This is a genomic window from Mucilaginibacter angelicae (assembly GCF_042434235.1).
GTDB classification, from domain to species: domain Bacteria; phylum Bacteroidota; class Bacteroidia; order Sphingobacteriales; family Sphingobacteriaceae; genus Mucilaginibacter; species Mucilaginibacter angelicae.
Window position 1 is genome coordinate 289,167 of record NZ_JBHLTS010000022.1, and the last position, 14,637, is coordinate 303,803.

Sequence of the window (14,637 nt, forward strand, 5' to 3'; positions counted from 1 at the left end):
TTACAATTATCATAAATAAACGTTGTCATTTCGAACGAACCAGCAGGGAATTGCGCGAAGGCGTGAGGAGAAATCTTCTGCACCCTGCCTCACCTGGCGGCCAATGCATGGTGCAGAAGATTTCTCTTTCGCCCCAACACTCATATCCTCCCCCTGCTCTATCGAAATGACATTTTTTATTTAAGGCAGGGATGTTAAAAATCGTCTAAATAAAAAAGGTACCTGAAAACAAATTAAGCTTTCAAGCACCTTTCCCTTCACACTATTCAGGTTGTTAATTTTGAAGAAATCTTCAAATCAACCAATTTTCAATTATTAATATTTCAAAGTCGATCCGTTCCTGATCTCATCCGAGGCTGCTTTTACCAGCTTATCATCAGGTTTCAGGTCACCACCGAAGATTTCGATGCTATCGCCGTTGCTCAGGCCTTTTTTTACATCAACCCAAACAGCTTTGTGGTCAACAACTTTTATCACAAAAACCTTTTCGGTTGAAGTGGCAACAGCTGTTTTAGGCACTACATAAGTGCTGTCGCCGGCAGGCAGTGGCAGGCTTACTTCGGCAAACATATGCGGAAGCAGTTTTTTATCTTTATTGTAAACGTCCATCTCCAGGCGTTCGGCACGTAATTTTTCATCAAGCGCACCTGCTATACGTTTTACCTGGGCGGTAAATTTTTCGCTCGGCAAGGCTCTCACCGTAAAATTAACTTCGCTTTTATTGCTCAAAGCGCCTGTATAAACTTCAGGCACTGATACCACTAAACGTAAACGGCCCTGATCCTGGATGGTAAACAATGGGTCGGTACTTTTACCACCCGGACCAACATAGGCACCCAGGTTAACATTACGACTGGTGATCACGCCATCAAAAGGCGCACGGATCTCCAGGTAAGCCAAATTAGCGGATACCTCTTTTAAACCGGATTTTGCAGCATCAATATTGGCCTGGTCGGCGTTCTTTTTAGCTTCAGCCTGCTCCAGATCGTTTTGCGAAACGGTACCCGGTGTTTTGCTGGTGCTTACCAATCTGTCGTAAGTTGCTTTGCTGGCAAAATAAACAGCTTCAAACTGTTTAATACGTGATTGTGCAGCAGCCAATTGCGAGTTAATTTCCGGTGCTTCAAGCACAGCCAACAGCTGTCCCTGGTGTACTTCCGAACCAATATCAACCAAAAGCTTTTTAACATAGCTGTTGGTTTTGGCGTACAGGTCAACCTGCTGGTAAGGGATCAGCTCACCAGGAATAGTGATATTGCTGCTTAACCTGCCTTTGGTTAACGGTACAATTTGTACCGTTGGGGTTTCAACAGCATCCTGCTGTTGTTCCTCTTCCTGCTGCTCCTTTTTTTCTTTATCATCTGAGTGGCAGGCGCTCATGGAGCCAACTGCCATCGCTAAAACGGCAAGCAGCAGTATTGATTTATTTTTTAGCTTATTCATGGTGGTGCAAAGGGACATAAAATTTACTTTCTTTATCTTCTGGATCTAATGAAACGGATTGGGTAGTGGCATTACCTTGTACCCAGGCAAAAACCAATGGCAATATCAGCAGCGCAGCAAAGGTTGATGCGATAAGTCCGCCGATAACAGCGCGGCCGAGTGGTGATGTTTGATCACCACCTTCACCTAAGCCTGATGCCATCGGGATCATACCTACAATCATAGCCAAACTGGTCATCAAGATAGGGCGAAGACGTAATGCTACAGCTTCACGGGCCGATTTCAGTGCATCGCCGTTGTGCTTACGCAATTCTTCGGCATTGGTGATCAGTAACACTGCGTTTGAGATAGATACACCTACCGACATGATCATACCCATGTATGATTGCAGGTTAAGCGTAGCACCGGTGATTTTAACCAGCAACAGCGAACCAAACAATACAGCAGGAACGGTTGATAAAACCACCATCGACATTTTGAACGACTGGAAGTTTGCCGCCAGCATCAGGAATATCACCAATACGGCTACTAATAAGCCCGATTGTAAGCTGTTCAGTGTATCGGTAAGGGTTTGGCTCATACCATGCATTTCAACTGTTAAACCACGTGGTGGTTTGCCCAGTTCGTCAATTGCTTTCTGCACATCGTTGGTTGCAGTACCCAAATCCTTTTTATTGATGTTGGCTGTAACTGACAAAGTTGGCACAGCACCTACGTTATCGTTTTCACCAAAGGTGGTACCAGTCTTTACATCAGCAACATCACCCAATACAGGGCGGGCCTGGTTTGCCAGTACCGGGATCTCCTTAACATCATTTAAGCTGGCCATTTGGTATTCAGGCACCTGTACCTGTACCAGGTAGCTTAAGTTTGATCTTTCATCAATCCAGTTATTCTTTTCGGTAAACCTTGATGACGAAGTTGATGCCACCAGTGAGCGTGAAATATCATTTAAACCTACACCAAGCTGTGCCGCCCTTTGCCTGTCGATATTAATATCGATAGTTGGATAATTGAACGACTGGCCTATCTGCACATCACGCAGATATTTGATATCTTTTAGTTTATTGATGATCTTGAAGGCATACTCAACATTCTGCTTTTTGTTTTTACCGGTGATGGCAACTTCAATAGGCGTTGGTGAGCCCTGGCTCAGGATCTTATCGGTAAGCTCGATAGGCTCAAACGACAATTTAACATCAGGCAATTGTTTAGCCATCTCGTGCCTGAATTTTTCCTTCAGGTCATCAAGGTTAACTTTATAATCCTCGGTTAAGCTTACCTGCATAACAGATTCCTGCGGGCCTGCCATGAACAAGTAAATAGGGTTGGTTGAAAACGATGACGGATGCGAACCAACAAATGTCGATGTGATAGCAATGTGGTTTTTACCAACAATATCACCCAATATATGCTGTGCTTTAACCGCAATAAGTTCTGTACGTTCTAAACGGGTACCATCAGCTGCACGCAAACGTACCTGGAAAGTACCTGAGTTAACCTTAGGTAACACATCGCGGCCAATGATATTGAACAACAGGAATGCCAGGCCAAAGGCCGTTACTACGTAAACCGTTACCAGTATTTTACGGTTAGGCAGCATACGGTCCATCAGGTTCATAAAGCTGTCCCTGAATTTATCAAAACGGGTAACATCTTTACCTTTATGTTCAAGCGCAGCTTTCATAGCCCTTTCTTTTTGCTCCCATGGCTCGCCTTCATCTTCTAATGCAAAACCATCTTTATGGCTGTGATCTTCGTGTTTGTTCACCATGATCCAGTTGGCCATGATAGGCACAAAGGTTTGAGCAAGCAGGTATGAAACTATCATAGAGAAACCGATTGCTAATGCCAGCGGCAGGAACAATGCACCCGGGATACCGGTCATGGTAAAGGCAGGTGCAAACACCGCCAGGATACAGAACAGGATCAGCAATTTAGGGAAAGCAATTTCCTTACAGGCATCCCAGATAGCCAAAGCCTTTGGTTTACCCATATCAAAGTGCTGGTGGATATTCTCAATCGTCACCGTCGATTCATCCACCAAAATACCTATCGCCAGCGAAAGACCGCTCAGCGTCATGATGTTGATGGTTTGATGCGCCAGCGACAGAAAGAATATCGCCGAGATAATACAGGTTGGGATAGTAAGGATCACGATGAGTGCCCCACGTTTATCACCCAAAAATAGCAATACCATGAGTCCGGTTAATACCGCACCTATCGCGCCCTCTTCGGCCAAACTTTTTACCGCGTTGATCACATATATGGATTGGTCAAACACGAATGACAGTTTCACATCATCGGGCAGTAAAGCCTGAAATTTAGGTAAGGCCTTTTTCAGGTTTTGAACCACATCCCAGGTTGAGGCTGTAGCCGATTTGGTGATAGGCAGGTATACCGAACGTTTACCGTTAATAAGCGCATAACCGGCGGTAATATCGGCGCCATCTTCAATAGTAGCAACATCCTTCATAAATACAGTTTGGATGCCGTTTTTATAAAGCGGGATATCGCCAAAATCCTGAACTTTTTTTATGGTGGTGTTTGATGGGGCAAGGTAGTTGTAATCGCCAATGCGTACGTTACCTGCCGGGGTATTCTGGTTATTCTCGCGCAGGGCAGCCACGATCTGGTCGGGCGTTAAATTGTGCGAGCGTAACAGGTTAGGATCAACTTTGATCAATATAGTACGCTGGTTACCGCCAAAAGGAGCCGGAGCAACAAGGCCCGGAATGGAGGTAAATGACGAACGTACATAAACCAATGCATAATCCAGCAATTCGTTATTACTGCGGGTGGCGCTGCTCAACACCAGCTGACCAACCGGCAGCGTCGAGGCATCAAAGCGCAAAATAAAGGGCGGCTGCGACCCCTGCGGGAAGCTGGCCTGGGCCCGGTTGGTGTAACTCGTGACCTCCGCCGCGGCCTGGGCCATGTTGGTGCCCTCATAAAAAGTAACTTTTATTAACGTTAAGCCTTGTATATTTTTCGTTTCGATACTTTTTACGCCCGATACGAAAAGCAACAGGTTAACATATTGCTTACCAAAGTAAGCCTCCATTTGGTTTGGGGTGAAACCGCCGTATGGGTGCGATACATATATAACCGGCAGGTTTAGATCGGGAAATATATCGATCTTGATAGTCCGTACCGCATTTATACCGAAGAAGAACAGCCCGGCTACTATAACCAATATGGTAATTGGTTTTTGCAGCGCCCCTTTTATCATTCCCATTGTATATGTGTGTAACTGTTAAAAATTATTGATGAAGATCCCGAAATCGCCGGTAGCTGCCGATTTAAACAGCAATGCCTGCCATACGTTGTTCAGGGCTATGTATTTGTCAACCTCGGCCCGGTTAAGGGTATAAAGCGCCTGTGTAAAATCAACTATGTTTGATAGTCCGTTTTTATACAGTGTATATTTTTGAATGTAAGCGTTGTTGGCGGCCGAAACTTCAACCGGTACTTCGTTAACATTTTTCAGGGCATTGCCTATACGTGTTTCGGCTAATGCACGCTGTGCTTCCAGTTGTTTATCAACCAGCTCATAATCATTCTTCAACTGTTCTGAAGTATATTTTTGCGATTGTACCTGGTAGTGGGTTCTGAACACGCTTGTAAAGTTCCATACCACGCCTACACCAAACAGGTAGTTGTAACGGGTTGGGTCAACACCTGCACCATAACTGCCGGTATAGCTCGATTGATCAACGCCATAATCGGATTTAAAGCCTGATCCCCTGCCCTGGTAAACACCAAAAAGGCTAAAGGTTGGCAAGGCGAAGGTGCGGAGGTATTTAGCCTGCTGATCGCTCACGTTTACCCTGTTTTGATAAAATTTCAAAGTTGGGTGATCGGTAGTTGCAACGGCGCTTAATGCTTCCAGGTTATTAGGCTGTTTGGTAATGAAAGCACTATCCAACTGAAACTCCTGTGCCGGGATACCCAAATAAACCGAAAGCTGGTTACTTTGATCCTGCACGGTTTGCTGCGCATTGGTAAGCGCTATTTTAGCGTTAGATACTTCGGCGTTGGCCAGTGATGAATCTACACCCGGATTTAAACCGTTCTTTACACGGGCTACAACTACTTTTTGCAAGTCCATAGCGCGGTTAAGGTTATCCTGCTGTGCCTTGCTTAGTTGCTGGGCCGCCAAAAGGTTTAAGTAAGTAGCGGCTACTCTTACCTGGTGCTGAAATTGCTCCTGTACAAGATCAGTTTCATCGCGCGATACGATGGTTTTTTGTACGCCGATTTTTTGCTTCGATCTGCCGAAGGCGAAAAAGTCCCAGCTAACGTTGGTTAAATAGAGCGCTCCGAAAGCAGCATTCCAGTTTTGCTTGGCCAATACCGGCCCGGATGAAGCTACAGAAAGCCCCCGGTAACCATATGATGGTCCGTTTTGGCCGTTCACTGTTCCGTAGTCCTGCTGCGCGGAGAAGTTTACATCCGGCAGATACTCCGTTTTTGTTTCTTTGAGGTATGCCTTAGAGGCGTTAAGCTGGTTTGCCTTCGACTTGATTGACGCATAGTTAGCAAGGGCCATTTGTTCAGCATCCTTAATGGAAAGGACTTTTTGCTGAGCTTGTACGTGTAAGACATATGAAACACTCAAAAAAAACAGGAGTAATTTTTTTGCATTTGTGTTTAACATGAGGTGTATTTTATACACGGCAAATGTATTGCTATATGATTCATGAAAAAAATGAATTAATTTTGTGTAAATCATTAGCAAAACTAATAATGAATATTGCATTACATCATTTCAGGTTAGTAGATACCATTTCAAAAGAGGGTTCGCTGACCAAAGCAGCAAGCGCTTTACACCTAACTCAATCGGCCCTGAGCCACCAGTTAAAAGAGCTGGAAAAGGAACTGGATATAGAGGTGTTCCATCGCCAGGGAAAGAAGCTTCAGCTTACCGAAGTGGGCTATCGTTTTTTACGAAGTTCGGAAAAAATATTGGCCGAAATACGTACGCTTCAAGAAGATATTAATAACTATAAAAATGGTAAAACCGGCCAGCTGAATATCAGTATGCAATGCTATACAGCATACCACTGGCTACCCGGCGTAATTAAGGATTTCAAGAGCCAATGGCCTGATATTAACATAAATATAGTTTCGGATGCCAGTCGCCGGCCACTCGAATATCTCATGCGAGGCGACCTTGACCTGGGCATTGTGCGTACCCAAATGGTGAACACGCAAATTGTTTATGAGCCCATTTTTGAAGACCAGTTAGTAGCCATTTTACCGGCCGATCACCCCCTGGCAAAAAAAGCTGTTATTGACATTTGCGACTTCCAAAACCAGGAGCTGATCCTGGCCCTTTATGACCCCTCGTACCAGGAGACTCCGGTTATCGAAACACTCATCCAGGAGCAGCATGTAAAGCCCAAAACACTTAACCGGATCCACTATACCGATGCCACTATTGAGATGGTAAATGCAGGCCTCGGAATAAGCGTTATGGCCGACTGGATAGTGAAGCCGTACCTTCCCGGTAAACACATTGTTACAAAACCATTACATCACAGCATAGCAAAACGCACCTGGTACGCCGCCACCTGCAAGGATACACCGGTAATTCAGAATTTTTTGGCTTGTCTGAAAAACCATTTCTGCAAAACCGAGCTATTATGCAATGATGTTGAAGAGGTTGCTGCTTACCCCGAACTGCGTGCGATATAGCCTGCTGCTATTCTTGATATTTACACTGAACGGCCTCAATGCACAGGTAGCATTAAGGCCGTTTCCTCAACATAGCCGGTATACCGCCGGTACCATTAAACCAAATCACCTTAGCCAGCAGCAACTGGATAAACAGGTAACCGTTTTTTACTATCAATGGAAACACCGGTACATCAAACCCGGCTGCAACAAGAACCAGTTTTACGTTTGGTTTGAAAAACCGGGTAAAGAATGCGTATCCGAAGGGCAGGGTTATGGTATGATCATCACTGCTTTAATGGCTGGATATGATAAACAAGCCAAAACCACCTATGATGGTTTATACTATTACTACAAAGCCCATCCTGCAAAAACATCAGCTTACCTAATGGCTTGGGCGCAGGTGAAAAACTGCAAAAATCTTGACAGAAGTACAGCTACCGACGGAGATATGGACATTGCCTACTCCCTGTTATTGGCCGATAAGCAATGGGGCAGCAAAAGCGGTATCAATTATCTACAGGAAGCCAAAAACATGATGGCTGCCATTATGCGCTATGAAATCAATCCCAAAACGTTTTCCGTTTTACTGAGCGATGGCAGCGAACATGATAGCAAAGATTATTACGATATGCGCGCATCTGATTTCATGCCTGCCAATTTCAAGGCTTTTGAAAGCACATCAAAAACAGGTAAATGGCAAAAGGTGATTGATAATAATTATCGGCTTTTTGGATACCTGCAAAAAACTTACAGCCCCGAAGCAGGCCTTGTTCCAGATTTTATAAGGGGAATAGATAGGAAAGCCCGGCCCGCACAGCCTAAGTACATGGAATCGGTATATGATGGTTATTATAACTACAATGCATGCCGGATACCGTGGCGCGTTGCTACCGATTATTTGTTATATGGCGATAAACGCGCGAAGGATTTTGTGAGCCCGATTAATCGCTGGATCAGGCAAACTACCGAAGGTAACCCTGATAATATTTCGGCAGGATATACATTGGCAGGTAATGATATTAAAGGCCGCTACTTTGAAGCTTTGAGTTTTATAGCACCATTCACCGTATCGGCCATGGTTGATCAAAGTAACCAGCAATGGCTTAATAAAATCTGGGATTACCTCGTAGCCTTTAAAGTGAAGGATTATGATTATTACGATAATACCATCAAAATGCTGGATATGATCATTGTGAGCGGTAATTATTGGCGGGTGGAATAAGCGAGCTATCTTCTTCATGTCATTGCGAGGAACGAAGCAATCGCACGGAAGCATGTCCGCTCTGTACAGCATGCGATTGCTTCGTTCCTCGCAATGACATATTTTTAATTACTCATACCCTAACAACATTTCAGCCGCCCTTAAACCACTCGTAAGCGCGGCTTCAACGGTTCCCATGGCTGTGCCTTCGTACAGGTATTCGCCGGCAAAAAACAGGGTATCACCAATGGGGTGGCTTAGGATTTTCCTTGCATCGGCGGTTTCGGTAGTATCATAGCTGTATGATCCACGTGAGAATGGGTCGGCAGTCCAGTTTATGACATTCCAGGTGAGGAGTTTTTCCTTAAGCTTCGCAATATCTATTTTAAAAATATTGGAGATAGATTCAAGGGCTTGCATCAGCATATCCTCGTCGCTGGTATTTAAACGCGCAGCAGCGGGTGGCCCTCCAAGCCAACCGGTAAGCAGCGGACGATGTACAGGCATCTGTGTCCACCAAACCGGGACTGCCTCTCCCGAAAACAGGAAACCCATATCTTCCAGATCGGCACCGGTCATTTGCCGAATTTCGTCGCTATACCAAAATGCCTCATCAAACTCAAGCAACACTTTTATAACAGCTCCAAAACCAAGTGACTTTAAAGCCTTGATATAATAATCAATCGGCGGGTCAAAACTTAGGGTGCATTTTAAGCCTGTCTCGGCCTGTAAAATCCCAAGCGGCACAGCAACCAGCAGTTGCCGGGCCTGGTAGGTTATCCCGATATCGGTGCTTATGGTAACATGATGCTGCCCCCAATCAATATCTTTTACAACAGCGTTAAGGTAAATATGCCCGCCCGCCTGTTTAAACTCATTTGCCAGGTAGCTGATCAGTTCACAATAACCGCCTTCAACACGGTATTGTGCATCTTCATGCTCATTCTCCCACTCTTTACGGATGGAAAAGGCGCTCGCCTTTTTAGGATCGGCATTATCATAGCCTGACACATATCCCCGCACAGATTCACGGAGGCCGACATACTGCTCGCCCGAAAACTCCTGCTGCATGAAATCTTCAATGCTCATATCATGCTTCAGCTGCATAATGCTTTCCAGAAACTCACCCCAATGTTCAATAACATGACCTTCGGCTATAAACTTACCATCTTCATATTTCCACATCGAGGCTGATGCCGGGGTATATTTAATACCTGCTTCATTGAGCAAGCTTTGGGTAACGGGCAAATCTCCGTGAATAAACTCAGCACCCAGTTCTGCAGGTTCCAGTGAGGTACCATGCTCCAGCGTATGGATCCGGCCGCCAAGCCGGTTACGCCCTTCAAGCAATACAACATTTTCCCCTGCTTTGGCAAGCGTACGGGCGGCCATTAAACCTGCTGATCCACCGCCGATGATAATTACATCTGTATTTTCCATATGCAATATGTGTTGAGCAAGATAAGCAGATTTTTAAAGTTTTATATAAGCACGCAAAGGCGCAAAGACGCGAAGAAAAAAATCTTTGCGTCTTCGCGCCTTTGCGAGAAATATGAATTAAACTTTTACTGCAATGCTATCACCTGCTTATCCAAATTCCAGCCCTCAAGTAATATGGTTGGTTTTGCCGTACCCAGCTTAGCTACCGGAGCGCTAACTGATACCGTGATGCTTTCATGTGGGGCAAGACTAAAATAATTCCCTGTCCAGTAGCTTGGCATAACCTCTTCACCATTCTTCATCAATTGGGGGCGAACAAAGAATGCCAGTTGATTAGAGTTGTTGGTAAACTGCAAGGTCCATTTATTTTCGCTCGCACCTTTTTCAGCTTTGAGCACTTTGGCCTGTACATGTACATGTTTCATATCATTCAGCGATGTGAAGTCATCGGTTGCAGATAACCAGTACACGTTGTGCGATACCGTTTTTCCGGCTGCATTTATCAGGTTCAACACCACAAAACTTACACCTTTGGTGGCGGAAAGCGCATCTTTGAGTTGGATCACTTCCTTAACACCTGTTTGTGTCAGCCCTACATTAGCAACCCTTTCCGATTTAATCAGCTTGCTGTTGATATCATAAATATCGGCCGTTGCGGTTAAGCTGCCTGTTGCATGATGCGTACGATTGATAACAGCTATTGATGAATTATCATAATTATACTGTATATGGACTGGTTCGCAAGCGTTTTGCATGGTGTAGTAGCCTGCGTTAGGTTCCAGGTACCAATCGTAAATTTGCCATATTACGCTTGGCAGCGCCGCATTCAGTTTCCAGAGCATTACGCCGCCTGTTTCGTTCAGTTTATGACCATCGGCCTCAAAAATCCCCTGGTAACCTACAGCGTTCATGAGCTGCATTTTGTCAGAGAAATTAACAATGCTGCTCGGCTTACCATACCTTTTGGCCATTTCTTCATAGTACTTATCATACTTACCTGCACCGGTGGCCGCGTCATGATAACCCCATGAATTATTAAGCGGGAAAGGCAAGTTAGTGTCCCAAACTAAATTAGGGATGATCTTTGGTAATGTAGTATATGGCGGCTGCGACGGCAACCCGGTTTCATCTTTAAACACCCAGTCCTTTGCCGCATCGGCCAGTTTATAATAGTCTTTAGGGTCTTTCCATTCATACGGGCCGCCGCTGTAAACCCCCGATGGCATATCATCAGGCCATGAACCTTTCCACCCGGCAGGCAGTTTGGCAAAGCCCGATGAACTTGGGATAAACGGCCTTGTACCATCTAAAGTGATAATATCATTCCGCATTACATCGTATAACTCTTTACGGGCATGGCCTTCATTACCGCCTGTCCATACCAACAGGCTTGGGTGGTTACGGATACGGTAGATGGTACTTTCCACGTTTTTGATGAATACGTTACCTTCCAGCGGCCAATCTGGCGAACCTTTAAACTCGCCCTGGGTATCGCCGGTGATCCAAAAGTCCGACCATACCATTTGTCCGTATTTATCGGCAGCATTCCAGAAATCATCAGGTTCGGTAACCCCACCTCCCCAAATGCGTACCAGGTTCACATTGGCATTGCGGCACAGGTGCATTTCATAATCATAACGGGCCGAATCGCGGTTTACCATCATATCAGGCACCCAGGCACCTCCTACCAAATGCACTTCTTTGCCATTTACATAAAACTTACGGCGTACAAAACCATTGGCTGTCGTTTCGGCTTTTGAGGCCACCTTACGGATCCCGAATACAAAAGTGGTATCGTCACTTACAGTAGCTCCTTCAGCATATTGCAAACGGATGCGGTACAGGTTGGCCCTGCCATAACCATTAGGCCACCACAATTTAGGCTGATGGATAATCAGTTGACTGATCTTATCAGCACTTAGCTCAACTCCTTTTTCAGCATTTGCAGGCACTACCACGGGCTGGCTAAACTGCACCGGCGCACCTGTAAAATTTTCGGGTTTTATGCTGATTGTTAGCTTACCGCCATGTGTAGCGGTTGTATTATTGGTTAATGTTAAGTTTAACGAAAGCTTGGCCATGCCAGTATCGGGCAGGTTTGGCAAATCGGTAACCAGTTTTGGCCTGCCTATGGTTACCGCCCCGGTAGTACGCAGAAAAACAGGCTGCCAGATGCCCATATTACGGTCGCGCACCGGCGGGATCCAGTCCCAGCCTGAAGAACATAACATAGTCACATTTTTACCGATATCACCAGTTGGGCCACCATTTTCATAAAATGGGCCGAGAGCCTTCAATTGTTCTTTTGCCGGATAGCCAGGGTAATCGAGAGGGTAAATTTTTACGGCGAGGGCGTTTTCGGCGCCTGCTTTAACTGCATCGCTTACATCCAGGTTATGTTCGGCAAACATGCCGGCCATTTGGGTACTATCGGCAATTTGTTTACCATTAAGCCATACAGCTGCACGGTAGTTGATACCTTTAAATATCAACTGGAAACGACGGCCTTTGTCGCCTGCAGGTACCTTAAAAGTGGTGCGGTACCAGTAAGGCTTTTTCCAGGGATTAGGATCATTTGGTAAATGACTGTATTGTTCCAGGTTATATTCCTTATTAAACTGATCGGATGCGTCCGGGATCAGCATATTATTCAGGCCCTGGTATGGATCAGGATAGATATGATTAGCCACAAGACCGGTGAGCACAGTTGAGGGTACTTTTACCGGAAACCAGTATACCGGCGAATGATATTGCATATTGGAAAGTTCGGAGCCGGAAGCACTCACCAACGCAGACGATTGCAAATCGAAATTGCTTAATTTAACTTGTTTCACAACTCCTGATTGTGCCGATACAAAGGCAGGCAAAATACAGGCAGCTATTACACTTAAAGCAGAGCAGATACTTTTGTTCATTTAGTATATCAATAAATATTGAGGTAAAACTACTTAACGTACAGCAAGATACAGCTGTACTAATTTATCAATTTGTTGTACAAATGATACGTTTTAGAGCTTTAGTAAAACATTTTACCGGTTTGTTATCGCATCTCCCTCTTCGTCGTAAGAAACCGCTGCAAATGTTATTGTTGTAAATAACATTTGCAGCGGGATGACATGCGTTAAAAACGCAAACCCAGGTTAAGCACTCGTTACAAACGAGCGCAAGAAGAAACGCTGTCAAATAAAAACCATGTCATTGCGAGCGTAGCGTGGCAATCTCGTAGCCAATACATGGCCGATCTGCATAGCTACGAGATTGCTTCATCGTTCCTCCTCAATGACATGGCTTTAATATTGAAATATCTACTTTTTGATAGTTTTATTCTGCAGCACTATGATCGGCTCGTACAGATCCCAGTTGGGTTTATAATCCTTTTGGTTCATCAGTCCCTGTGCTCCTACCGAAAAATTGCCCAAAACAAGATCTGTATCTCCATCGCCGTCAATATCACCGGCTTCCATCGAGATCCACCGGCCTAATAAATTAATGGGCACCTCATGAACTTTAAACTTACCGGGGCTGAGCTGTTCATGGTAAGTAAAACCTTCGGTAGGATGATATTTATAATCAGGAAAAAAGGCGATCACGGCCAGGTCAAGGTCGCCATCATTATCAAAATCGGCAGCTATCGCTTTAGAGCAGCCGTTGATATGGTAAAAGTAGGTTTGTTTAAATTTCCAGTCGCCCTGGTTGGTAAAAATGTAAACTCCATGATAGGGCTTAAACACAGGTGAATAGTCATTATTATCGCCGCAGGTGTATAAAATATCAAGTTTGCCATCGTGGTTAAAATCAATTAACTGAAAACTGCTTGAACCGTAAACCGATGGAAAGCGCATGATATTTTGTGTGGTAAAGCCGCCCTTTTTATCATTCAGGAATAGCCAGATGCCTTCATCGGCCTGGGCAAACAGGCAGGCAATATCAGGCCAGCCGTCGCCATTAAAATCGCCTGTGTAAACTACTTCGGGGCCGGGAACAGCACGGATGATTTTTCTTTTAAAAGTATGATTAGCCTGCTGCTGTAACAGGAACAAGCCGCCCCGGTCACGACCAAAACCACAGCTTACATAATCTACCAGGCCATCTTTATTAAAATCGGCAGCGGCGCTTTTAACCGGACGAGGTAAGCTATCGGCCATTAAAGTGGTATCTTTTGATTGCTTATCGAGATTGATATGCGTTAACCTCCCCTTAAGCTGATCATTGGGCGGGAGGATGCCTATACAGGTAATTACGGCGCTGTTAGGTTCTGTTTCGGATTGATAAAAAGTAGCATCGGTTATGGGCGAATGGAACTTTTTGATGAGCGTAGCCCTAAGATTGCTATCCCAGCGGTAAAGTTTATTACCGGCATCACCTGTATAAAAGTGCTTATCAACAGGATTAAACTTAACCATGGTGGTCATGGCCTCTCCCGATTTTGTATCAACATTGGCAGGCCGTTTTACCGAAAATAAAGCCGAATCCAGTACCGCATCGGGCCTGGGGATCTTTAGCTTTTTGGGTGATGTATATTTATAATATGCAAAAATCTTGTTCCAATCGGCCAGAGTAATGCTTGCCGTTGGCGAGGCCACGTATTGATCCATAAAAAGCCGCATACCAAATTTTGCGCCCATGGCCGGTAAAATATATTTTTCCCATGTAGCGCTGTCCAACAGTGAAGCATCCGGAGCTTCATGGCAACTCCCGCAGCGTACCATAGCCAGTTTTTTGCCCTGCGCTAAAAATTCTTCATCGCTTATACCACCGTCATCATTGTGGCAACTGCTTAGTGAGGCAAGGGTTACCAACATCGCGCCTGTTATCAGTAATAATAAATTATTTGACCGCATCCCTAAACCCGCTTTTAGCCCCGCCATTGA

The 14,637-nt window shown here is 45.0% G+C and carries 8 protein-coding genes; 2 read left to right on the forward strand and 6 right to left on the reverse strand.

What is annotated here, in order from left to right:
* Window positions 1-315: 315 nt before the first annotated feature.
* From ACFFGT_RS13505 to ACFFGT_RS13515, 3 genes are read right to left on the reverse strand one after another with little or no spacing between them, the layout of a single operon-like run.
* Window positions 316-1,443, reverse strand: coding sequence for an efflux RND transporter periplasmic adaptor subunit (locus ACFFGT_RS13505; protein WP_377023067.1), 1,128 nt, complete (start codon window positions 1,441-1,443; stop codon window positions 316-318).
* On the reverse strand, window positions 1,436-4,681 hold the full coding sequence (locus tag ACFFGT_RS13510; protein ID WP_377023068.1) for an efflux RND transporter permease subunit: 3,246 nt from the start codon (window positions 4,679-4,681) through the stop codon (window positions 1,436-1,438). The genes ACFFGT_RS13505 and ACFFGT_RS13510 overlap by 8 nt, the downstream gene beginning before the upstream one ends.
* A gap of 18 nt (window positions 4,682-4,699) precedes the next feature.
* The gene (locus tag ACFFGT_RS13515; protein ID WP_377023069.1) at window positions 4,700-6,103 is read right to left on the reverse strand and encodes a TolC family protein; all 1,404 of its coding nucleotides are present in this window, start codon (window positions 6,101-6,103) and stop codon (window positions 4,700-4,702) included.
* A gap of 89 nt (window positions 6,104-6,192) precedes the next feature.
* Between ACFFGT_RS13515 and ACFFGT_RS13520 the strand changes: the two genes are divergently transcribed.
* Entirely contained in the window at window positions 6,193-7,143 is a 951-nt protein-coding gene (locus tag ACFFGT_RS13520) for a LysR family transcriptional regulator (RefSeq protein WP_377023070.1), read from the forward strand.
* Window positions 7,097-8,347 carry a family 8 glycosyl hydrolase gene (locus ACFFGT_RS13525; protein ID WP_377023071.1) on the forward strand — a complete coding sequence of 417 codons (1,251 nt, stop codon included), beginning with the start codon at window positions 7,097-7,099 and terminating at the stop codon, window positions 8,345-8,347. The genes ACFFGT_RS13520 and ACFFGT_RS13525 overlap by 47 nt, the downstream gene beginning before the upstream one ends.
* A 108-nt stretch (window positions 8,348-8,455) precedes the next feature.
* Here the strand turns inward: ACFFGT_RS13525 and ACFFGT_RS13530 are convergent, their stop codons facing one another.
* The 3 genes from ACFFGT_RS13530 to ACFFGT_RS13540 form a co-directional block, all read right to left on the reverse strand.
* Window positions 8,456-9,772 carry a flavin monoamine oxidase family protein gene (locus tag ACFFGT_RS13530; RefSeq protein WP_377023072.1) on the reverse strand — a complete coding sequence of 439 codons (1,317 nt, stop codon included), beginning with the start codon at window positions 9,770-9,772 and terminating at the stop codon, window positions 8,456-8,458.
* A gap of 119 nt (window positions 9,773-9,891) precedes the next feature.
* Complete coding sequence (locus ACFFGT_RS13535; RefSeq protein ID WP_377023073.1) at window positions 9,892-12,681, reverse strand: glycoside hydrolase family 2 protein; 2,790 nt, start codon at window positions 12,679-12,681, stop codon at window positions 9,892-9,894.
* Between the two features lie 390 nt (window positions 12,682-13,071).
* Window positions 13,072-14,634 (reverse strand): FG-GAP repeat domain-containing protein, encoded by a 1,563-nt coding sequence (locus ACFFGT_RS13540; protein ID WP_377023074.1) that lies wholly within the window; start codon window positions 14,632-14,634, stop codon window positions 13,072-13,074.
* Window positions 14,635-14,637 lie beyond the last annotated feature (3 nt).